25 protein-coding genes are annotated in these 22,362 nt (G+C 52.1%); 5 read left to right on the forward strand and 20 right to left on the reverse strand.

Annotated features, from left to right (window positions below; all coding sequences use genetic code 11):
* Positions 1–3 precede the first annotated feature (3 nt).
* From priB to OGX97_RS05715, 3 genes are all read right to left on the reverse strand, one after another.
* Complete coding sequence (priB, locus tag OGX97_RS05700) at positions 4–318, reverse strand: primosomal replication protein N (RefSeq protein WP_003025674.1); 315 nt, start codon at positions 316–318, stop codon at positions 4–6.
* A gap of 6 nt (positions 319–324) precedes the next feature.
* Complete coding sequence (gene rpsF, locus OGX97_RS05705; RefSeq protein ID WP_003025672.1) at positions 325–720, reverse strand: 30S ribosomal protein S6; 396 nt, start codon at positions 718–720, stop codon at positions 325–327.
* A 158-nt stretch (positions 721–878) separates the two neighbouring features.
* The gene (locus OGX97_RS05715) at positions 879–1,643 is read right to left on the reverse strand and encodes a TSUP family transporter (protein WP_003830447.1); all 765 of its coding nucleotides are present in this window, start codon (positions 1,641–1,643) and stop codon (positions 879–881) included.
* A gap of 299 nt (positions 1,644–1,942) precedes the next feature.
* Here OGX97_RS05715 and yjfY point away from each other — a divergent pair, with 299 nt between their 5' ends.
* On the forward strand, positions 1,943–2,218 hold the full coding sequence (gene yjfY, locus OGX97_RS05720) for a DUF1471 family protein YjfY (protein WP_003025668.1): 276 nt from the start codon (positions 1,943–1,945) through the stop codon (positions 2,216–2,218).
* Between the two features lie 131 nt (positions 2,219–2,349).
* Here yjfY and OGX97_RS05725 read toward each other — a convergent pair whose 3' ends face one another.
* The 6 genes from OGX97_RS05725 to ulaA are packed head-to-tail and all read right to left on the reverse strand — an operon-like array spanning position 2,350 to position 6,760.
* Positions 2,350–3,036: an L-ribulose-5-phosphate 4-epimerase gene (locus tag OGX97_RS05725; protein ID WP_020996261.1), complete on the reverse strand. Its 687-nt coding sequence runs from the start codon at positions 3,034–3,036 to the stop codon at positions 2,350–2,352.
* Positions 3,036–3,890 (reverse strand): L-ribulose-5-phosphate 3-epimerase, encoded by an 855-nt coding sequence (locus tag OGX97_RS05730; RefSeq protein WP_008786014.1) that lies wholly within the window; start codon positions 3,888–3,890, stop codon positions 3,036–3,038. Before OGX97_RS05730 ends, OGX97_RS05725 begins: the two co-directional genes overlap by 1 nt.
* Positions 3,891–3,899: 9 nt before the next feature.
* Positions 3,900–4,550, reverse strand: a complete 651-nt coding sequence (gene ulaD, locus OGX97_RS05735) for a 3-keto-L-gulonate-6-phosphate decarboxylase UlaD (protein WP_060682846.1) — start codon at positions 4,548–4,550, stop codon at positions 3,900–3,902.
* Positions 4,551–4,563: 13 nt separating this feature from the next.
* Positions 4,564–5,031 carry a PTS ascorbate transporter subunit IIA gene (gene ulaC / locus OGX97_RS05740; protein WP_006686330.1) on the reverse strand — a complete coding sequence of 156 codons (468 nt, stop codon included), beginning with the start codon at positions 5,029–5,031 and terminating at the stop codon, positions 4,564–4,566.
* Between the two features lie 10 nt (positions 5,032–5,041).
* Positions 5,042–5,347 (reverse strand): PTS ascorbate transporter subunit IIB, encoded by a 306-nt coding sequence (gene ulaB, locus OGX97_RS05745; protein WP_001577590.1) that lies wholly within the window; start codon positions 5,345–5,347, stop codon positions 5,042–5,044.
* 15 nt (positions 5,348–5,362) lie between these two features.
* Positions 5,363–6,760 carry a PTS ascorbate transporter subunit IIC gene (ulaA, locus tag OGX97_RS05750; RefSeq protein WP_003830456.1) on the reverse strand — a complete coding sequence of 466 codons (1,398 nt, stop codon included), beginning with the start codon at positions 6,758–6,760 and terminating at the stop codon, positions 5,363–5,365.
* 367 nt (positions 6,761–7,127) lie between these two features.
* Here ulaA and ulaG point away from each other — a divergent pair, with 367 nt between their 5' ends.
* Positions 7,128–8,192: an L-ascorbate 6-phosphate lactonase gene (ulaG, locus tag OGX97_RS05755; protein ID WP_267456032.1), complete on the forward strand. Its 1,065-nt coding sequence runs from the start codon at positions 7,128–7,130 to the stop codon at positions 8,190–8,192.
* A gap of 106 nt (positions 8,193–8,298) precedes the next feature.
* Positions 8,299–9,054 carry an HTH-type transcriptional regulator UlaR gene (gene ulaR, locus OGX97_RS05760; protein WP_003025646.1) on the forward strand — a complete coding sequence of 252 codons (756 nt, stop codon included), beginning with the start codon at positions 8,299–8,301 and terminating at the stop codon, positions 9,052–9,054.
* On the opposite strand, the gene yjfP is transcribed toward ulaR, so the two are convergent.
* Positions 9,051–9,800, reverse strand: a complete 750-nt coding sequence (gene yjfP / locus OGX97_RS05765; protein WP_048227203.1) for an esterase — start codon at positions 9,798–9,800, stop codon at positions 9,051–9,053. The genes ulaR and yjfP overlap by 4 nt on opposite strands.
* 181 nt (positions 9,801–9,981) lie before the next feature.
* Between yjfP and bsmA the strand changes: the two genes are divergently transcribed.
* The gene (bsmA, locus tag OGX97_RS05770; protein ID WP_057066585.1) at positions 9,982–10,311 is read left to right on the forward strand and encodes a biofilm peroxide resistance protein BsmA; all 330 of its coding nucleotides are present in this window, start codon (positions 9,982–9,984) and stop codon (positions 10,309–10,311) included.
* 147 nt (positions 10,312–10,458) lie between these two features.
* Positions 10,459–10,734 (forward strand): DUF1471 family protease activator YjfN, encoded by a 276-nt coding sequence (yjfN, locus tag OGX97_RS05775; RefSeq protein WP_003830465.1) that lies wholly within the window; start codon positions 10,459–10,461, stop codon positions 10,732–10,734.
* A gap of 86 nt (positions 10,735–10,820) precedes the next feature.
* Here yjfN and OGX97_RS05780 read toward each other — a convergent pair whose 3' ends face one another.
* From OGX97_RS05780 to hfq, 10 genes are all read right to left on the reverse strand, one after another.
* A complete protein-coding gene (locus tag OGX97_RS05780) occupies positions 10,821–12,443 on the reverse strand; it encodes an isovaleryl-CoA dehydrogenase (RefSeq protein ID WP_279850976.1) in 1,623 nt (540 codons plus the stop codon).
* Between the two features lie 120 nt (positions 12,444–12,563).
* On the reverse strand, positions 12,564–13,295 hold the full coding sequence (rlmB, locus tag OGX97_RS05785; RefSeq protein WP_003830482.1) for a 23S rRNA (guanosine(2251)-2'-O)-methyltransferase RlmB: 732 nt from the start codon (positions 13,293–13,295) through the stop codon (positions 12,564–12,566).
* A gap of 72 nt (positions 13,296–13,367) precedes the next feature.
* Complete coding sequence (gene rnr / locus OGX97_RS05790; protein WP_008786007.1) at positions 13,368–15,830, reverse strand: ribonuclease R; 2,463 nt, start codon at positions 15,828–15,830, stop codon at positions 13,368–13,370.
* Positions 15,831–15,868: 38 nt separating this feature from the next.
* Positions 15,869–16,294, reverse strand: coding sequence for a nitric oxide-sensing transcriptional repressor NsrR (nsrR, locus tag OGX97_RS05795; protein ID WP_003830485.1), 426 nt, complete (start codon positions 16,292–16,294; stop codon positions 15,869–15,871).
* A 216-nt stretch (positions 16,295–16,510) separates the two neighbouring features.
* The gene (gene purA / locus OGX97_RS05800; RefSeq protein ID WP_003025606.1) at positions 16,511–17,809 is read right to left on the reverse strand and encodes an adenylosuccinate synthase; all 1,299 of its coding nucleotides are present in this window, start codon (positions 17,807–17,809) and stop codon (positions 16,511–16,513) included.
* Positions 17,810–17,911: 102 nt separating this feature from the next.
* Complete coding sequence (locus OGX97_RS05805; protein ID WP_003025602.1) at positions 17,912–18,109, reverse strand: DUF2065 domain-containing protein; 198 nt, start codon at positions 18,107–18,109, stop codon at positions 17,912–17,914.
* 82 nt (positions 18,110–18,191) lie between these two features.
* Entirely contained in the window at positions 18,192–19,196 is a 1,005-nt protein-coding gene (hflC, locus tag OGX97_RS05810; RefSeq protein ID WP_003830491.1) for a protease modulator HflC, read from the reverse strand.
* Positions 19,197–19,198: 2 nt separating this feature from the next.
* On the reverse strand, positions 19,199–20,452 hold the full coding sequence (hflK, locus tag OGX97_RS05815) for an FtsH protease activity modulator HflK (RefSeq protein ID WP_008786005.1): 1,254 nt from the start codon (positions 20,450–20,452) through the stop codon (positions 19,199–19,201).
* 189 nt (positions 20,453–20,641) lie between these two features.
* Positions 20,642–21,922 (reverse strand): ribosome rescue GTPase HflX, encoded by a 1,281-nt coding sequence (hflX, locus tag OGX97_RS05820; protein WP_003830495.1) that lies wholly within the window; start codon positions 21,920–21,922, stop codon positions 20,642–20,644.
* Between the two features lie 74 nt (positions 21,923–21,996).
* Complete coding sequence (gene hfq / locus OGX97_RS05825; protein WP_003025584.1) at positions 21,997–22,305, reverse strand: RNA chaperone Hfq; 309 nt, start codon at positions 22,303–22,305, stop codon at positions 21,997–21,999.
* Positions 22,306–22,362 lie beyond the last annotated feature (57 nt).

A 22,362-nucleotide genomic window follows, 5' to 3' on the forward strand; every position in this document is an offset into this window, starting at 1 on the left:
TGGCTAGTCTCCAGAATCTATCAATTCAATCTGCTCGGCATGCAGAACCATTTTGCTCAGGCCGTTCTTTGCCTTGTGGCAAGAGATGAACCCCTGAACGGTCACTGCGCTACCGACCGTTATACTGTGAGTAATGGCCTGGTTTTCGTGTCCGCTAATAATAACGGGCATTTGGCACCACGCCTGCCGGTGAAACCCGGCTTCCTCCTGCACAGAACGATGCTCAAGCACGAACTGGCAATGAGGAATTCCTGATGGACTGACCTTTCGAAGGGGGGCCCTGCACACAGTGCCGGACAACGCCAGACGGTTGGTCATCAGAAATTACTCTTCAGAATCCCCAGCTTCAGCATCATCTGCGGTTTCGTTAGCGAAATCATCGCGACGTTCACGACGCTCGTCTTTCGCTTTAACCATCGGAGATGCTTCGGTAACAGCGTGTTTAGTACGCATAACCATGCTGCGGATAACGGCATCGTTGAAGCGGAAGGTAGTTTCCAGCTCATCGATCACTTCCTGCGGCGCTTCAACGTTCATCAGAACGTAGTGAGCTTTGTGCAGTTTGTTGATCGGGTAAGCCAGCTGACGGCGGCCCCAGTCTTCCAGACGGTGGATCGTGCCTTCTGCACCAGTGATGGCAGCAGTGTAGCGTTCGATCATACCCGGAACCTGTTCGCTCTGGTCAGGATGGACCATAAAAACGATTTCGTAATGACGCATCGAATTGCTCCTTACGGATTATTCAGCCTCCTGTCTGGGTCAGCCGAGGCCCATGGAGGCAAGGAACGTGTTAAAGGTCGGCTGAAAAATGACGCGTCATAATACTGGGGTCAGCAGGTAAACTCAAGGTGCTTGTACGATTATTTATCATGTTGCCATTAATACATATCCAGCAGCATTTTGATGCTGATACAAATGGAGACAATGACAATCATGGGTCGGATGACTTTCTTACCGCGCGTCAGTACGACTGTCGCACCAAGACGTGCGCCAAGGGATTGCCCTGCAAACATCACCAAACCCAGCGACCAGATCATTTTACCGCCGAAAATGAAGAACAAAATCGAGGCGATGTTCGACGCCAGGTTAATAAAATTCGAGTGGATTTGCGCTTTATCAATACTGTATCCCCACAGCAGAATATAGCTGAGGGTATAAAAGGAACCTGCCCCAGCCCCGAGAAAGCCATCATAAAAACCAATACATCCCCCACCGATCAACGAGAAGAGAAACAGGGATACCTGCTGCTTTCTTTTCGGTTCGCTAAGGTTTGGCGCAAAAATAAAGTAAATGGCGACTGCGATAATCAGGATTGGGAGCAGTTTCTTCAGCAGTTCCGGTTCAATGAACTGGATAAGCGTCGTTCCCAGCGCAGAACCGATAAAGGCAGATAAAAACACATACTTGTGCTCCTGCACGTTGATATGTCCTCGGCGTAAAAAGTAAATTCCGGAGGTCAGCGAGCTACCCAGAGCCTGAATTTTATTGGTTGCCAGCGCATTAGCCGGGGGTAAACCAGAAATTAAGAGTGCGCCAATAGAGAGAAATCCACCACCACCCGACACCACGTTAATAAAGCCAGCCACCAGCGCGACCATAAACATAACCACGAAATAGCTGAAATCCATGAATGAAGTATCCATAAGTTTTTGCCTTATTATCATAAAGTTATATTAATTATCCGGCTCACTATAAACGGCGTACTCACCCGATTAAATTGACTATTTGGTAAGAGCTTATGCGCGAAAGGCAGGTATTTTTTCACCGCAGCGGTATACACCAGCAGACTGTTAATTAAAGAAAAGATGGTTATGCGGTAATTTTTTGAACAACTGCATCAGAAATGGTCGCTATCGACTGCGCTGGTAGCGGTTAAAATTACATCAGAAGTTAATCACTCACAGGAGAGAGGCAACCAGAGACCGCAGTCGAGGAGGTACATATGCGAGCCCGTGTTTTGACCCTTCTGGCTGTGCTTTTGCTCAGTGCAAATGCAACGGCAGCCATCAAAATTGATAACCATCAGGCCAGGAACATGGATGATGTGCAGAGCTTAGGCGTCATTTACATAAATCATAACTTCGCCACTGAAAGTGAAGCCACTCAGGCCCTGAATGAAGAGACCGATGCGCAAGGCGCAACCTACTACCACGTGATCCTCACCAGGGAACCCGGTAGTAACGGAAATATGCACGCCAGTGCAGATATTTATCGTTAACACCAGAAATAACCAACGAGAACATTGCCACAGTTTGACTTGCCCCCTTCACTGGGGGCTTTTTTTGCAAAACAATCCCGAAGCCAGACCGATCTCATCCCCATGAAGAGTTGGCTCCGGAACGTTTATTCCTACTTCTGCCCGTAATAGGCATTTGGGCCGTGCTTACGCATGAAGTGCTTATTCATCAGATAACTGTCGATAGCGCTGAGCGCCGGATTAATGCCACGCGCAATCCATGCCATTTTTGCCACCTCTTCCATCACCACCGCGTTATGTACCGCGTCATGAGCGTCTTTGCCCCAGGCAAACGGGCCATGTTGGTACACCACTACGCCTGGCGTATGCAAAGGTTCCACCTCCCCCAGCGTTTCAACAATCACCCTGCCGGTATTCAGCTCATACTCATCCTGAACTTCCGCTTCAGTTAACGCCCGGGTGCAGGGGATATCACCAAAGAAGTAGTCCGCATGCGTCGTGCCTAGTGCAGGAATTGCCAGACCTGCCTGCGCCCATGCCGTCGCGTGGGTTGAGTGGGTATGCACCACGCCGCCAAGAGAGGAATAGCGACGATACAGCGCCAGATGGGTGGCGGTATCGGAAGAAGGACGATAGCGTCCTTCCACCACGTTGCCGTGCAGATCCACAACCACCATGTCGTCCACTGTCATTGTCTGGTAGTCGACGCCGCTGGGCTTAATCACCACCATCCCGCGTTCGCGGTCGATGGCGCTGACATTACCCCAGGTAAACGTCACCAGCCCGTAGCGCGGCAGATCCATATTAGCCTCAAAAACCTGCTGTTTGAGTTTTTGCATTACACCGCCTCCACCAGACCGGCGCTGGCCATACGCGCTTTCACCCAGTCGCGCGCCTTCGCCACTTCACGAGCCGGATCGTCCGACGTTTCACTCCACATCTCAATCAGGTATGGCCCGCAATACCCACTCTGTTTGAGCGTCGCAAAACAACGTTCGAAATCGACAACCCCTTCACCAAACGGCACATTCTTGAATACACCGGGTTTGGTATCTTTCACGTGTACGGCAACGATATGGCCCATTCCCGCCTGCAGCTCCATCTGCACATCGTTGTCCCACGCCGACAAATTGCCGATATCGGGATACAACTGGAACCACGGATTGTTGAGATAGTGAGCGTATCCCAGCGCCTTACTGATCGAATTCATCAGTGGATAATCCATGATTTCCATCGCCAGCGTCACCTGTGCACGGCTCGCCATCTCTACGCTTTCTTTCAGCCCATCGCGAAACCGACGACGCGTTTCGTTATTGGCCTGCTGGTAATAAACGTCGTAACCCGCCAGTTGAATAACGCGAATACCGATATCCTGCGCAAACTGAATCGCTTTACGCATGATCTCCAGCCCTTGTTCGCGTACCGCATCATCTTCACTACCCAGCGGGAAACGTCGATGAGCGCTCAGGCACATGGACGGCACCCGTATCCCTGTCTCGGCGATAGCGGCCACCAGCGCCAGTCGCTGCTCGCGGTTCCAGTCAAGACGCGCCAGGCGAGCGTCGGTTTCATCAACCGACATTTCGACAAAGTCAAAGCCCAGTTCCTTCGCCAGCTGCAAGCGCTCCAGCCAGCACTCCCCGCCGGGGAGTGCCTTTTCATAAATACCGAGCGGGACCTGTTTCGACAACATAGTCGCTCCTTATCCCCACAGCTGGGCGATAGAACGTTTGAACTGACGGGCCGCTTCCACCGGAGAGGCGGCATCGCGAATGCTGCGACCGGCAATAAATACGTGAATCGGAATTCCCTGGAACAGCGGCAGATCTTCCAACGCCAGACCGCCGGTGACGGTGACTTTAAAGCCCATCTCGGACAGGCGTTTGATCGCGCTGATATCCGCCTCTCCCCATGCCACACCCGCTGCCTGCGCATCACGGCTGCGGTGATACACAACTTGCCCAATGCCCGCGTCACGCCACTCTTGCGCCTGCTCCCAGGTCCAGTAACCCGTCAGTTCAATCTGTACATCACCGTTAAATTCTTTCGCCACCTCCAGTGCCCCCCTGGTGGTGTTGATATCCGCACAGCAGATGACGGTGACCCAGTCAGCGTTGGCTTCGAAACACATTCGGGAGAGGATTTTTCCCGCATCGGCAATTTTGGCGTCCGCCAGCACAATTTTATGCGGGTAAAGCGCCTTCAGATCGCGTACGGCGCGCACGCCCTCTGCCACGCAAAGAATAGTGCCCACCTCAATGATATCGACCTCTTCGGCAATCAGACGCGTCGTTTCATACGCGGAAGACATTGATTGGTTATCCAGCGCAACCTGCAACATAGGTAATGACATTTTGTGTATCCTTTTAAACAGCCGCCGCAGTGGCGTTATCAATTAAATCCAACACTTCCTGCGCGGTGCGACAGGCGCGTAAACGGTCAAAATTGGCTTCGTCATCAAAGAGATTCACGATCTGCATGATGCCCACTTCCTGATGCGTGTTGGCGTCAACTGCCGCCATCGTTATCAGAATATCGACCGGGTCGTTATCTTCGTGGTTAAACACCAGCGGCGTTTTCAGCGTCACCAGCGCAAAACCGGTTTTCTTAACCCCTTCCTCCGGACGGCCGTGCGGCATTGCCAGGCCTGGCGCAATCACAAAGTACGGGCCAAACTGCTCAACGCCATCAAGGATGGCCTGGTAGTAGCGTGGTTCAACCACATCGGCCTTAACCAACAGATCCACACCAAGCTTTACCGCTTCCTGCCAGGTACTGGCCTCGGCTTGCAAAAGGATGGAATTATTGTCTGCCAGCGAGTCACGTAATTTCATATGCCGCCCCTTACTTCACGTCCTGCGGGAAATGCGCTTTGATCACTTCCAGCAGTTTTGGCCCAAAATCGGCAGGCGACAGCATGTTGCGTACGCCAACAACATATTTATTGCCAGTTACGGTAATTTCACCGGCAATATGGGTAGAGGCGATGATGATATCCGCGCCGTTCAGTTCACTTTTGTACTCACCCACTGCGCAGCTGTTCACCGTATGGTCAATATTTGACTGGGTTAAAAACTGGTCCACTTTCATTTTCATGATCATGGAACTGCCCTGCCCATTGCCACACACAGCCAGAATACGTACGGTCATAATCGGAACTCCTTATTAAGCAGAGTGTTCTGCCAGTTGTTTTTCTGCGTCTTCCTCAGCGCGCAACGTGCGTCCTGCGAAAAACATATAAGCCAGTGCAATCAGAATAATGACGGCCATAAACACGATGCCGATGGAGGCAAAGCCTTGCATCATCGGCGGTGCCAGAATTGACCAGTCCGCCATGCCCATCCAGGCGCTCATACCGGTGAGTTTCACCGCCCAAACGCAGCCGAAGATTTCGATCATCCCCATCACCAGGCAAATCTTGAGCGCCGCGCGCCAGCCGCCAAAGTGGTTAGCAAATACGCCGATAGTGGCGTTCGAGAAGAACATCGGGATAAAGCCTGGGATAATCAGGATGGAAGAGCCGCAGGCAACCAGAATACCTACTGCAATCAGTTGGCCGATGGTGCCCCACATAAAGCCCCAGACCACCGCGTTGGGGGCAAAGCTGTAAATCGCTGCGCAGTCGATAGCCAACACCGCGCCGGGGATCAGACGTTGAGAGATACCGTTGAACGCTTCTGAAAGTTCAGCAACGAACATACGTACGCCCTGGGTGATGATGAAGATAGCGACAGCAAACGAAAAACCGGTTTGCAGGATATAGACCGTCCAGTGGGTTTTACCCGCCATCGCCTGAACCACATCTATGCCGAAAGAGAGCAGGATCGCCCCGAAAAAGATGGTCATCACAATCGCGGTGGAAACGATGTTGTCATGGAAGATATTCAGCCAGCCTGGCAGCTTGAGATCTTCTACGCTCTCCTCTTTCTTACCCAGATACGGCGCGACTTTGTAAGCAATCCATGAGGCGAACTGCTGCTGGTGACCGATGGAAAAACCGCAGCCGTCGGTCACTTCCTGCGTCGGTTTGTACATCATATTGGAGGTAATCCCCCAGTAGAGCGACACCAGCACCGCGGTACAGATGATGGTGGTCCACATCGGGTAACCAAAGATGTAGAAAGAGACAGCAATCAGCCCCGCCTGCTGGAACATGATGTGCCCAGTCAGCATGATGGTTCGAATACCGGTAATACGCCGTAGCAGTACGTAACAAATGTTCAGCGCCAGCGCTAACAGTACGGCGTACCCTACCCAACTGTAGGCATCACCCATTCGTTCGATGGTTGCCATCATGGAGGCATAGGTATCGGAGATCGCGCCATTGATACCGTAAACCTCAGACATCTTCGCCACCACCGGTTTAAACGTGCTGGTCAGAATGCCCGACCCTGCCTGCAATAACATAAAACCGATAATCGTTTTGATCGTGCCTTTGATAATGACGCTGACACTTTTACGCAACAGGATATAGCCGAGGCAGGTCACAATACCCAACAGCAACGGTGCATTGGTCATGACCTGATTAAAAAAGACGGTAAAGATGTTGTAGAGGATCTCCATAACGATCTCCAGTAGACGAAGTTGCTGAACATTCATTACAGATGCCCAGGATGTTGTGCCCTCACTCTAATTTTCAAAAGTAATCACAACAAGATTGAATTTGATTAAATGTGATGAAGTACGCAAATAATTCTCTTACTTGCAGAGTGGATTTACTTCAAATTCATACACGTCAAAATAAATTCATTTAAAACAATAGAATACAAAAATACATTTCATATAAACCATCTTGTCACGTTGTAATTTGTTCACATTTTCCCATTCAACACCAAAAATCAGCGCATTGCCTTCTTGAGAAAATGATGTCAGTATCAATCAAAACAAATCATCATTTGATTCAACTTGAACAAACATGAAGGTAATTGCGATGAGTAAAGTAAAAAGCATCACGCGTGAATCATGGATTCTGAGCACATTCCCGGAGTGGGGAAGCTGGCTCAATGAAGAGATCGAGCAGGAACAGGTCGCACCTGGCACTTTCGCTATGTGGTGGCTTGGCTGTACCGGAATTTGGCTAAAGTCTGAAGGCGGAACTAACGTCTGCGTCGATTTCTGGTGCGGTACGGGTAAACAGAGTCACGGTAACCCGCTGATGAAAACCGGTCACCAGATGCAACGCATGGCGGGCGTGAAGAAACTGCAGCCAAACCTGCGCACCACACCGTTTGTTCTTGATCCGTTTGCCATTCGTCAGATCGATGCGGTGCTGGCCACGCACGATCATAACGATCACATCGACGTAAATGTTGCGGCAGCCGTCATGCAGAACTGTGCCGACGACGTGCCGTTTATTGGACCGCAGACTTGTGTGGATCTGTGGATCGGTTGGGGTGTACCAAAAGAGCGCTGCATCGTGGTAAAACCTGGCGATGTGGTGAAAGTGAAAGATATTGAAATTCACGCGCTTGATGCGTTTGATCGTACGGCATTGATCACGCTTCCTGTCGATCAAAAAGCGGCAGGTGTGCTGCCGGATGGTATGGATGCCCGCGCCGTAAACTATCTGTTCAAAACGCCGGGCGGTACGCTTTATCACAGCGGTGATTCACACTACTCCAACTACTATGCAAAGCATGGCAATGAGCACCAGATCGACGTCGCGCTCGGATCCTACGGCGAGAACCCACGGGGAATTACGGACAAAATGACCAGTTCCGACATGCTGCGTATGGCGGAGGCCCTGAATACAAAAGTGGTGATCCCTTTCCATCACGATATCTGGTCAAACTTCCAGGCCGATCCTCAGGAGATCCGCGTGCTTTGGGAGATGAAAAAAGATCGGCTGAAGTATGACTTTAAGCCTTTTATCTGGCAGGTGGGTGGCAAGTTCACCTGGCCGCTGGACAAAGATAACTTTGAATATCACTATCCGCGCGGCTTTGACGACTGCTTCACGATTGAACCGGATTTACCGTTTAAATCGTTCTTGTGATCCACACAAAATGCCGGGCCATCCCGGCATTTTTTCCCATTTACTTTAGTATTTCCAGGCTATTTCAAATATCATCTTTTCAAATCAATTTGTATCGGAATAGCTCATGACTGAAGCACAAAGACATCAAATATTGCTGGATATGCTGGCGCAGTTGGGCTTTGTTACCGTTGAGAACGTGATTGAGCGTCTGGGGATTTCACCCGCTACTGCACGCCGGGACATCAACAAACTCGACGAAAGCGGCAAACTCAAGAAAGTCCGCAACGGCGCAGAAGCCATTACCCAGCAGCGACCGCGCTGGACGCCAATGAATCTGCACCAGGCACAGAACCACGATGAAAAAGTTCGTATTGCCAAGGCGGCATCCCAGCTTGTGAATGCGGGTGAAAGCGTGGTGATCAACTGCGGATCGACCGCCTTTCTGCTGGGTCGCGAAATGTGCGGCAAGCCGGTGCAGATCATCACTAATTATCTGCCGCTGGCAAACTATCTGATCGACCAGGAGCATGACAGCGTGATCATCATGGGAGGGCAATATAACAAAAGCCAATCCATCACGCTTAGCCCGCAAGGCAGTGAAAATAGCCTGTATGCCGGGCACTGGATGTTCACCAGTGGCAAAGGGTTGACCGCAGATGGACTGTATAAAACCGATATGCTCACCGCGATGGCGGAGCAGAAGATGCTTAACGTGGTGGGCAAACTGGTGGTGTTGGTCGATAGCAGTAAGGTCGGTGAACGCGCGGGGATGCTGTTCAGTCGCGCTGACCAAATCGACATGCTGATTACTGGCAAAAATGCAAACCCTGAGATCCTGCAACAGCTCGAAGCTCAGGGCGTGAGCATTATGCGCGTTTAAAGGTGCTGGCGGAAAAACGTCACCGTCGCAGCCAGCGCTTCTGGCGTGATGCGATGTCGTACGCCCGCTTCCCACAGGCAGGTCAGATTGTTGTCCAAACCTGCCTGAATCAGCGCTTGCTGTAAGCGGAAAGTTTCAACAGCCGGTACAACATCATCATCCTGTCCATGCCACAGCAGCAACGGCCTGTCAGCGAGGCGTGGTAACTGATGCGTAACATCCCATTCGGCAAGCGGGGCGATAACAGCATCAAATTCCGCCTGCTGCTCTGGGGTCTGAACCAGTAAAGGGGGAAACAGCGTCTGCGCAAGCCGGGTAAAATAGCCAGAACCCATCAGGCTGGCTACACATTTAACCTCAGGATGGCGCGCCATTATGCCCAATGCTGTCATTCCCCCCATCGACGCCCCACCGACGGCAAGCCGCTCATCTGAAAGCCAATTTTCCGCCACCAGCGCCGCACGTAACGTCGTAAACTCCTGCATATTTTGCTGCAAAATATGCCAGAAGCGGTGCATTCGCACCTGGGCATCGCTTTTGAAGCGAGCGCCATGGTCGGGCGCATCTGGCATGACGACGCGGAACCCGGCCTGAGCCAGCGCAACGGCAAAATAGCTGTAAACCAGGCTTGAAGAGGTAAACCCGTGATAGAAGATAATACAAGGGAGTGAACATTCGCGTTTGCCAGCCGGAACGGCGTGCAGGACAGGGATACCCGCCAACTGTCGTGTTTCAATTTCGATCATTTGTCGCCTCTTTCTTTCTGGTATGCCATGCAGCAATACTTAACGCAAGCGAATGTGTTCGGCAATGATTCATAATGTTGAGAACTGGGTTACGCTTTCGCAACATTTTCATTCGAAAATCGCGTGAGAGATAACAATTCGGGAACATTCCCCTAAAGGGAAATTAATAAGGCACTACACTATGGCTATCAGGAAACGAGATAGAGTTATGCGTCGGTTTGCCTCTTTGTTGTTGGTTATGTTTTTAAGCGCCTGTAGCGTGCTACAGGGAACGCCACAACCCGCACCGCCCGTTGCCGACCACCCGCAGGAAATCCGCCGTGACCAGAGTAATGGGTTACAGCGATTAGGGACGGTTAGCGCGCTGGTAAGAGGCTCTCCGGATGATGCGCTGGCAGAGATCCGTGCCAAAGCCGCCGCGGCTAAAGCTGATTACTACGTGGTTTTATTAGTGGATGAAACTATCGTGACAGGCCAATGGTATTCACAGGCTATTTTGTATCGTAAATAACATTGGGTTGAAATTTAGTCAGTTTTACATTGCTTTGCGCCCCTATGCGTTTACCTGTGCACAATAAACCAACAGCAGGAAGCTTGAGGTTTATTATCGCGATGGAATGCCCTGCCGTGTGTAGGGGTACGAATAATGGAGCTGACGATGAAACAATCACTTGCCTTATCCTCACTGCTGCTTTCTGCCGGACTGGTAGGTACTACGGCGCAGTCTGCCGAATTCGCCAGTGCTGACTGTGTTACTGGCCTGAACGAAATTGGCCAGATATCTGTCAGTAACATTGCAGGAAATCCGCAGGATGTAGAACGTGTTGTCGCGTTAAAAGCGGATGAACAAGGTGCCTCATGGTATCGGATCATTCAAATGTACGAAGATCAGCAGCCCGACAACTGGCGCGTACAGGCCATACTCTATGCTTAACACATTGCCGGATGGCGTAAACTTATCTGAGCTACAGTGAACTGTAGACATGATAAGACGCGAAAGCGTCGCCATCAGGCATATTATTACCGTAATCCCCCCGTTGCCCGCAGAAGCAAATCATTCAGCACCTGCTCAGACAATCGTAGTCCCCCCCGCGTATCAAGCATCATTTGGCACCAGGCCTGCGCCACTGGTGGAGAGGCATAGCGCAACATCTGCGCTCCGCAACCAAGCTGGAAAAGCTGCTGCGTAATCTCCCGCCCCAATGCCTCGCTGGGTTTACGTAAACGCTGCTGGAGCTGACGTACCATTCGATCGTAATGTCGGTCTTGCCCTTTGACTTCCGCAAAGGCTTCACTGAGCATCTCGTATATGCCGGGTTGTTTGGTCAGTACCCGCAATACATCAAGGCACATAATGTTGCCAGAGCCTTCCCAGATACTGTTTACCGGCATTTCACGATACAAACGCGGCAGCTCGCTCTCCTCGCAATAGCCAATCCCACCCAGCACTTCCATCGCCTCTGCCACAAATGGCATACCGCTTTTGCAAACGGAGAATTTCGCTGCTGGCGTGAACAACCTGGCCCACAGCACTTCTTTAGCATCAGCACGGCGGTCCCAGGCCCGCGCCAGTCGAAACAGTAACGCCGTTTGACCTTCCAGTTGGAGCGCCATCCGACCTAACACTTGACGCATCATCGGCTGTTCAATCAATGGCTTGCCAAAGACCTGCCGCTGGTGCGCATGGTAAATCGCGACGGAAAAAGCACGCCGCATCATACCGTGACTACCGAGCGCACAGTCAAAACGCGTCATCCCCCCCATTTTCAGGATATGGCGTATACCTTCCCCTTCTTCACCCAATAGCCAGCCAATCGCATCGTGGAATTCAACCTCGCAGCTGGCGTTGGAGCGGTTGCCTAACTTATCTTTCAATCTCTCAAGACGGATAGCATTACGCTGCCCGTCAGGTAAAAATCGCGGCACAAAAAAGCAGGATAATCCCCCCTTAGCCTGGGCCAGCACTAAATGGGCATCGCTTTGCGGCACGGAGAAAAACCACTTATGTCCCACCAGCCGATACGAGCCGTCAGCAAGACGTTCTGCCTGAGTGGTATTGCTCAGCACATCTGAACCACCCTGCTTCTCGGTCATGCCCATACCGATAAGCAGCCCACGCTTTTGCCCACCGGGCAGCAAATGCGAGTCATAACGGTCGCTTAGCAGCGGCGTTATCCAGTCATGAAAGGGGGCGGGTAACATTTGAAGTAACAGCGGCGTGGCGGCAAAAGTCATGGTCACCGGACACAACGTACCTGCTTCAACCTGCGCATGCAGCATGAAACGCGCCGCCCGGGCAACAAATGTTCCCTGCCTCGCATCTTCTTCCCAGGCCAGATTATGTACGCGGTTGGCGCACAATCCCTGCATCAGCAAATGCCAGGCAGGATGAAAACGCACATCATCCAGCCGCTGCCCCTGCGGGTCGTAGCGCAACAGTTCAGGTGGAAAAGCATTGGCCAGACGCCCCAGTTCGAGCGACTCGGCAGTCCCTAGCTGCTGACCAATACTGGCAAGAAGATCGCTGTCCCAACCAGCGCCTTCGCGGATAACCGCTTCGCACAGTGCGCCGTCGGACAAATATAAGTTACTGTTATTGAGCGGTACAGGTTGGTTAAAAACGGTATGCGTTTGCCAGTGCATTGTGTCTCCCTCCGTCAATGGCCGTCGCTTTAAGTATGGTCAGCCAGACAAGAGAGTGCCTGGGATTCAGGTCACAAAAAAGCCATCCCGAGGGATGGCTTAAGAGACATAGAGAATGAATTAGCCGCGCTGGCGGACGGCTTCAAACAGGCAGATGCCCGTCGCAACTGAAACGTTCAATGACGAAACGCTCCCTGCCATCGGGATGCTGATCAGTTCGTCACAGTGTTCGCGGGTCAGACGGCGCATACCTTCACCCTCTGCGCCCATCACTAGCGCCAGACGACCGGTCATTTTGCTCTGATAGAGAGTATGGTCGGCTTCACCTGCGGTTCCGACGATCCAGATATTCTCTTCCTGCAGCATACGCATGGTGCGCGCCAGGTTGGTCACGCGGATCAGCGGTACGCTTTCTGCCGCACCACAGGCCACTTTTTTCGCCGTCGCATTCAACTGTGCGGAACGATCCTTCGGTACGATTACAGCATGTACGCCAGCGGCATCGGCGCTACGCAGGCATGCGCCCAGGTTATGCGGATCGGTGACGCCATCGAGGATCAAAAAGAACGGCTGATCGAGCGTAGCAATCAGATCCGGCAGATCGTTTTCCTGATACTGACGGCCCGGCTTCACGCGAGCAATAATCCCCTGATGTACCGCACCCTCGCTTTTCTCATCCAGAAACTGACGGTTAGCCAGTTGAATGACAACACCCTGTGCTTCCAGTGCGTGGATCAGCGGCAGCAGGCGTTTATCTTCACGACCTTTGAGAATAAAGACGTCCTGGAAGCGCTCAGGCGCACGTTCCAGCAGGGCCTGCACCGCATGGATGCCGTAAATCATTTCACTCATGAATGTACTCGTTAATAGTTTATGCGTAACGCCGGGCAACGCAAAGGTTGCCCGACTTACAGTCTATGGCTGTTATTGTGCGACTTTCTTTTTCGCCGCACGTTTAGCTTTAGTGGCGGCAGCAATTTTAAGCGTTTTTGCCGAGGGCTTTTTCGCTTTTTTATCGCCTTTCTTCTCAGCCGCATTCTTATCCGCCTGAGGTTTGGCTCTGCCTTTCTTCTCGCCGCGGAAAGCGCTGTCCGGCTCGAAATTCACCTTTTTGCCCATCTGACGACGTTTACCGGTATTTTTACCCGCATCGCCTTTTTTGGCTTTTTCGCGCGCGGTTTTACCTTCATTACGCGGCGCACGTTCGCTGGAGATCAAGCTGAAGTCGATCTTACGCTCGTCCATGTTGACTGCTTCCACGCGAACTTCCACGCGATCGCCCAGGCGATACATCTGGCCGCTGGATTCCCCCGTCAGGCGCTGCCCAACCTGGTCGAAACGATAGTAGTCGTTATCCAGAGAGGAGACATGCACCAGACCGTCGATAAACAGTTCATCAAGACGGACAAAGAAACCAAATCCGGTCACGCTGGCAATCACGCCTTTGAAGACATTACCCACCTGGTCCAGCATGAAGTCGCACTTCAGCCAGTCAGAGACATCGCGCGTAGCTTCATCAGCACGGCGCTCGGCCATCGAACAGTGCTGACCCAGTTGCAGCATCTCTTCCATCGAATAATGGTAGCCACCGGTTTCCGTGGTGTTGCCCTTATGGCCCTGCTCCTGCGCCAGCAGATACTTAATCGCCCGGTGCAAGGAGAGATCCGGGTAACGACGGATCGGTGAAGTAAAGTGTGCATAAGATTGCAGCGCCAGGCCAAAGTGACCACGGTTTTCCGGATCGTAAATCGCCTGCTTCATCGAACGCAGCAGCATGGTTTGCAGCATTTCTGCGTCAGGACGGTCAGCAATCGACTCCAGCAGTTCAGCGTAATCACGCGGCTCAGGTTTGTTGCCACCTGGCAGCTCCAGCCCCAGCTCTGACAGGACGGAACGGAACGAGTTAATCGCTTCGGTCGTCGGCTTATCGTGAATACGGAACAGCGCTGGCTCTTTGGCTTTCTCAACGAATCGTGCCGCGGAGATGTTCGCCATGATCATGCACTCTTCAATCAGCTTGTGCGCGTCGTTACGCTGCGTCTGCTCGATACGCTCAATACGGCGTTCAGCATTGAAGATAAACTTCGCCTCTTCACTTTCAAACGAGATACCGCCACGCTCTTCACGGGCCTTATCCAGCACTTTGTAGAGGTTATGCAGCTCTTCAATGTGTTTAACCAGCGGTGCGTACTGCTCACGCAGCTCCTGGTCGCCTTGCAGCATATGCCAGACCTTGGTGTAGGTCAGACGCGCATGGGAGCTCATGACCGCTTCGTAGAATTTAAAGCCAGTTAAGCGGCCTTTCGACGAAATGGTCATTTCACAGACCATACACAACCGGTCCACCTGCGGGTTGAGTGAACACAATCCGTTAGACAGCACTTCCGGCAGCATCGGAACAACCTGCGACGGGAAGTAAACGGATGTGCCACGGCTACGAGCTTCCTGGTCCAGCGGAGTCGGCGGGCGAACGTAATAGCTTACGTCAGCAATCGCCACCCATAAACGCCAACCACCGCCGCGTTTCTTCTCGCAATAAACCGCATCGTCGAAGTCGCGCGCATCTTCGCCATCGATAGTCACCAGCGGCAGGGAGCGCAGATCGACACGTCCTACTTTCGCCTCTTCCGGCACTTCTTCTTTCAGTCCGGCGACCTGTTTCTCAACCGCCTGAGGCCAGATATATGGGATTTCATGAGTACGCAGGGCCATATCCACGGCCATGCTGGTTCCCATGTTATCGCCCAGCACTTCAACAATTTTGCCCACCGCTTTGGTGCGGCGAGTCGGACGCTGGGTCAGTTCAACGACGACCACAAAGCCCATACGAGCGCCCATTACCTCTTCCGGCGGGATCAGAATATCGAAGCTCAGGCGGCTGTCGTCTGGGACGACAAATCCAACACCAGCGTCGGTGAAGTAGCGGCCGACAATCTGGCTGGTTTTCGGCACCAGTACGCGCACAATACGCGCTTCGCGGCGACCTTTACGGTCCGCGCCCAACGGCTGCGCCAGCACCTGATCGCCATGAATGCAGGTTTTCATTTGCTCGCTGGACAGATACAGGTCATCTTTGCGGCCTTCAACGCGCAGAAAGCCGTAGCCATCACGGTGGCCAATAACGGTACCTTTCAGCAGGTCGAGACGCTCCGGCAGCGCATAGCATTGACGACGGGTGAAGACCAGTTGTCCGTCACGCTCCATCGCGCGCAGGCGACGACGCAGCGCTTCTTGCTGCTCTTCACCTTCAATATTGAGTTCAGCGGCCAGCTCATCGCGGTTGGCCGGCTTTTCACGTTTAGTTAAATGTTCGAGGATAAATTCCCGGCTCGGGATAGGATTCGCGTATTTTTCTGCTTCGCGTTCCTGGAAAGGATCTTGTGACATGTCGGTTCCTCCGTCATCATCGCTGCTGGCGGGAGTCGTTACTCCACCAGCAATAATTTATAAAGCGGTTGATTCTTTTCAACCAAATCAGCAAGTGTGTAGTTGTCCAGTTCCGTGAGAAAACTTTGCACTGCTTTAGAAAGCGCCTGTTTGAGTCGACAGGCCGGGGTAATGTGGCAAAACTCGCTGCTACAGTTGACCAACGATAAGGGTTCCAGCTCGCGAACTACATCACCAATACCAATATCCTTAGCGGGTTTACCCAGGCGGATACCGCCATTTTTTCCTCGAATAGCAGTAACAAAGCCCGCCCGGCTAAGTTGATTGATTATTTTGACCATATGATTACGGGACACGCCGTAGACTTCTGTCACCTCAGAAATACTGGTCATACGTCCTTCGGGAAGTGACGCCATGTAGATTAGCGCACGTAATCCGTAATCGGTGAAACTTGTTAACTGCACATCAACCTCAGGAAAAGGGATAAAACGGATAAACCTGGTAGTATTAATTACATTGATGATAAACCAGCCACCAGCCAGGTCGCTAATTTATTTCAGTTCGGGAAGGAAAAAAGCGAGGAACTTACGTGATTTTAAGCCGGATTCTGATGCAAAGCACCTTATCCGGCCTAAATTAGTGCAAGCGCGGCGCCGTTTGACGCTACGCTATAACCAGAATTATGCGTCGAACGGGTCGCGCAGGATCATGGTTTCAGTACGGTCTGGGCCAGTTGAGATAATATCAATCGGCACACCGGTCAGTTCTTCAATACGCTTGATGTAGTTCAGCGCTGCCTGCGGCAGACCGCTACGTTCCTTCACGCCGAAGGTGGATTCAGACCAACCCGGCATGGTTTCGTAAATCGGCTCGATACCTTTCCAGTCGTCAGCTGCCAGCGGAGTAGTCGTTACTTCGCGGCCATCCGGCATACGGTAAGCAACACAGATTTTCACCTCTTTCAAACCGTCCAGTACGTCCAGTTTGGTCAGGCAGAAGCCAGACAGGGAGTTAATCTGTACTGCACGGCGTACAGCAACGGAATCCAGCCAACCGGTACGACGACGACGACCGGTGGTCGCGCCATACTCGTTACCTTGTTTGCACAGGAACTCGCCAACGTCATCAAACAGCTCTGTCGGGAACGGACCCGCACCTACACGAGTAGAGTAAGCTTTGATGATACCCAGAACGTAGTCCACATAACGTGGGCCCAGGCCGGAGCCGGTTGCCACGCCACCTGCGGTGGTGTTGGAGGACGTTACGTACGGATAGGTACCGTGGTCGATATCCAGCAGCGTACCCTGCGCACCTTCAAACATGACGAAATCGCCACGCTTACGCGCCTGGTCCAGCAGATCGGAAACATCAACAACCATTGAGGTCAGGATGTCGGCGATAGCCATCACATCATCCAGCACTTTCTGGTAGTCAACTGCTTCAACTTTATAGAAATTCACCAGCTGGAAGTTGTGATATTCCATCACTTCTTTCAGTTTTTCAGCGAAAGTTGCTTTATCAAACAGATCGCCAACACGCAGACCGCGACGAGCTACTTTGTCTTCATAAGCCGGACCGATACCACGACCGGTAGTACCGATCGCTTTCTCGCCACGCGCTTTCTCACGAGCGTTATCCAACGCAACGTGATAATCAAGGATCAGCGGACAAGCTTCAGACAGCAGCAGGCGCTCGCGAACCGGGATACCACGATCTTCCAGTCCTTTCATTTCTTTCATCAGCGCGGACGGAGACAGAACAACACCGTTACCGATGATGCTGATTACGTTTTCGCGAAGAATGCCTGATGGAATAAGATGGAGGACGGTTTTTTCACCGTTGATTACGAGAGTATGGCCTGCGTTGTGACCACCCTGGTAGCGCACAACATATTTAGCCCGTTCAGTCAGAAGATCGACGATCTTCCCTTTACCTTCGTCACCCCATTGGGTGCCCAGTACGACGACGTTGTTACCCATTTTTCAAAATCACCGTTTGCTTAAAAATGGATTCTACCACCGCTTTTTCAGATATACAGCACTTTTTGCATGCGAAAATCCGCAAATTAGTCTACTTATTGATCAGCCAATCGTTTTCCTCAACATGTAGTAGACCACAACGCCCGCAACCACAAGACCTCCACCAAAACGACGCAAAATATTTTCGGGAAGTTGCGCCATTGCAGAGATCATTTTCTTCCATGCGCTGGGATAAAGCATCGGACCCAGCCCTTCCAGCACCAAAACCAGCGCGAGCGCCAGCAAAATTGTTGAATTCATCCATCGCCCTTATATAAAAAGAAAACCACCGCATCCCTGGAGATGCCGGTGGTTTTGCTGCTTTAAAACCGCTGGAACGCGATTAGCGTGTCGCGGTATTTGGTGTCTTCATGTAGCGGAAGAAATCGCTGTCCGGGCTCATGACCATTACGTCCTGATTCCCTTCAAAGCTCTTCTCGTAAGCACGCAGGCTACGGATGAAGGCGTAGAAGTCCGGATCCTGACTGAACGCATCGGCAAACAGCTTAGCGGCTTCTGCATCGCCTTCACCGCGCATAATACGACCCTGACGCTCAGATTCTGCCAGCGTTTTAGTGACTTCATAGTCAGCCGTTGCACGCAGTTTTTCCGCCTCTTCCTGGCCTTGTGAACGATGGCGACGCGCTACCGCTTCACGCTCAGCGCGCATACGGTTGTAGATAGCCTCGGACACTTCAGCAGGCAGGTTGATTTGCTTAATGCGCACGTCAACCACTTCGATGCCCAATGCCGCCATACTGTTCGGGTTGATGACCGGTACTTTACCGTTCGTTTCAGCCTGAACACGTTCAGCCGCTTCGGCAATCGCGCTATCTGCTGCCGGAGTCGCCACTTCGTCTTCCGTGCCAGCAGAACCGGAGTTCAGCGCGTCACGAACTTCCAGGGTCAAACGACCGCGGGAATCGGTAACGATGTCCTTCACGTCCAGACGACCAATTTCAGAACGCAGACGGTCAGAGAACTTACGTTTCAGCAGGACTTCCGCCTGAGAAACATCGCCACCGCCCGTTGCCAGGTAGTAACGGCTAAAGTCACTGATGCGCCACTTGATGTAGGAGTCAACGATCAGGTCTTTCTTCTCTTTGGTAACAAAGCGATCGGCCTGGTTGTCCATAGTCTGAATACGCGCATCCAGCATCTTCACAGATTCAATAAACGGAATCTTGAAGTGCAGGCCAGGTGCTACGACCAGCGGCTTGTTTTCATCGTCACGCAGAACTTTACCAAAGCGCAGAGTAATACCGCGCTCGCCTTCTTTGACCACAAAGACAGACATGAACAGAACTACCAGAACGATGATGATAATCGCAATAACTGACTTACGCATCGTTATTCCCCCTGACGCTGGTAGTCGTTACGCTGCGCATTCGCGCGGCGTTGGTCCATAATATCGCCCTGACTGGTGGACGATGTGTTGCTTGCTCCAGTGCTGGAAGTCGTTGCTGGCGGCAGACGCAGCAGGTTTGAACTGCTGTCAGTCTTTGCTGCTGGCGCACTACCACCTTTCAGCATTTGATCCAGCGGCAGAACCATCAAATTGCTGCCTTTATCGTTAACCAGGACTTTGCGGGTATTGCTCAGCACTTTTTCCATGGTTTCGATATACAGACGCTCGCGGGTAATTTGCGGTGCGGCTTTATATTCCGGCAGAATTTTTGCGAAGCGAGCCACTTCACCCTGTGCTTCCAGGATTGTCTGAGTCTTATACGCACGCGCTTCTTCCAGAATACGCTGCGCCTGACCGTTTGCACGCGGCTGAACTTCGTTGGTGTACGCTTCCGCTTCACGGATGTACTGCTGTTCGTTTTCACGTGCTGCGATAGCATCGTCAAACGCGGCTTTTACTTCTTCCGGCGGACGTGCAGCCTGGAAGTTGACGTCCAGCAGGGTGATACCCATGTTGTACGGACGGATCGTTTCTTCCAGTTCACGTTGGGTATCGCTACGAATAACGGTACGACCTTCGGTCAGGATACGGTCCATGGTGTATTTACCGATAACCCCACGCAGGGCACTGTCGGTAGCCTGACGCAGACTGTCATCCGCGCTGGTTACGCTAAACAGGTAACGCTGCGGATCGGTCACGCGGTACTGTACGTTCATTTCGACGCGCACGACGTTTTCGTCAGAGGTCAGCATGACGCCAGATGCGGCAAGTTCACGCACGGCTTCAACGTTGACCGGTGTCACTTCGTCGACAAAGGTCGGTTTCCAGTTCAGACCCGGTTCAACCAAATGGCTGAATTTACCGAAGCGTGTCACCACGCCGCGTTCCGCTTCTTTAATGGTATAGAAACCGCTGGCCGCCCAGATAATGACGATAGCGGCCGCTGCGATAGTAAAGACTCGACCGCCCAGTTGCGGACGCGGGCCTTGCGATGAACTACCGCCGCCAGAGCCAGTACCTTTACCGCCACCCAGACCACCGAGCTTTTTACTCAGTTTGCGGAAGATATCGTCCAGATCGGGAGGTCCCTGCTCGCGACCACCTTTGTTTCCATTTCCCTCAGGGTTGCCGCCAGGTTTGCTGCTTCCCCAGGGGTCGCGGTCTTGTCCGTTATTACCGGGCTGATTCCACGCCATTTTTGTGCTCCATATTTGTTATGCGATGCTATACCTGCGTCTTTTGCGCTGCCGTTGCGTTGGCTGCGTCCCTCAACGCCAGTCACATAGTTGACTATGCTCCTGGAGATTTCAGGACTTGCCGCCTTCCTGCCGCACAAAATCCACAAGGTATAGAGGCGAAAAAATCTTCAGGCCATATCCGTCAGATCAGACAACATAGTCTTCCAGTGCCGGTTCTTGTTTACAGAGGCGACGCCAGTCTACGATCGGCATACGAACCTGCAGACCTACGCTGCCGTCCTCCTCCATCCACTCTTTTTCTATTGCCTGAAGTTGATAAAACCGGCTTCTCAAACGCCCTTCCTGCGGCGGCAAACGCAACGTATGCTGCGCCACCTCACCGGAAAGTCGCTCAGTCAAAGCCTGAAAAAGTTGTGGTATACCAATCCCCGTTTGCGCTGATACCCAAACGCGAATGGGTTTATTCTCTTCATCTCTGTCGATACGCGGCTCAAAGTCATCCAACATATCGATTTTATTCATCACCAGCAGGGTCGGGATCTCATGCGCATCGATCTCTTCGAGCACCGTATCGACGGCCTCAATGTTTTCCTGCACACGAAAATCTGCTGCATCAATAACGTGCAGCAGCAATGTCGCCTGACGTGTTTCCTGCAAGGTGGCCTTAAACGCCGCCACCAGGTCGTGCGGCAAATGACGGATAAACCCAACGGTATCCGCCAGCACGGTCTCACCCACGTCCGCCACGTCTATTCTGCGTAGCGTCGGGTCCAGGGTCGCAAACAGCTGATCCGCTGCGTAGACCTGGGCTTCGGTGATCTGGTTGAACAGGGTGGATTTTCCGGCGTTGGTATATCCCACCAGTGATACGGTTGGGACATCCGCTTTCTTGCGCGACTGTCGCCCCTGCTCACGTTGCTTTTCAACTTTTTCCAGGCGCGACTGTATCTGCAAAATGCGATTACGCAGCAAACGACGGTCGGTTTCGAGCTGGGTTTCACCCGGACCGCGCAAACCAATCCCGCCCTTTTGCCGTTCAAGGTGAGTCCAGCCACGGACCAGACGCGTAGCCATATGGCGCAACTGCGCCAGCTCAACCTGCAACTTACCCTCATGGGTTCGCGCACGCTGGGCAAAAATATCTAAAATGAGACCAGTCCTGTCGATAACAAGACACTGGCACAACTGTTCCAGGTTACGTTCCTGGGCAGGGCTTAGAGCATGATCAAAAATCACCACCGCAGCGCCAGTCGCTTTTACGGCTTCGGCAATTTCGATTGCCTTACCTTCACCAACAAAATACTTCGGGTGCGGTGCTTTACGGCTCCCGGTAATCACCTGCATTGCTTCGACACCGGCGGAAGAAACCAGAGATTCAAACTCCTGGAGGTCTTCCATATCTTTGTCTTGCGAAAAATAGATGTGTACCAGTACCGCCTGCTCACCGGCATCATAACGGTCAAACAAGCGTCAACCCCTTAATATAAATCAACGGGGAACACAGGATCGCTGGCTCCCCGTATGTAAAACAGCTAATAACCTTATTCGGTTTCTTCGCTGTCCTGTTGCGCAGATGAACCTTGCGCGTTGCTACCGTGATGGTAGTTGCTGCCTGTGCCGCCGGTGGCATTATTGCTGTGATGAGAAACCGGACGAGACGGGACAACAGTAGAAATCGCGTGCTTATAAACCATCTGGCTGACCGTGTTTTTCAACAGGATCACGAACTGATCAAAAGACTCGATTTGACCTTGCAGCTTAATACCATTCACCAAATAAATAGAAACTGGAACACGTTCCCGACGCAGTGCGTTCAGGAACGGATCTTGTAAAGATTGCCCCTTAGCCATTCTCTCTTTTCCTTATATGCTTATTTGTACTTTGAACCTTTCGATTCTGAAAAATTG

Origin of the sequence: Citrobacter sp. Cpo061, assembly GCF_030332845.1 — a bacterium.
Taxonomy (GTDB): Bacteria; Pseudomonadota; Gammaproteobacteria; order Enterobacterales; family Enterobacteriaceae; genus Citrobacter; species Citrobacter portucalensis.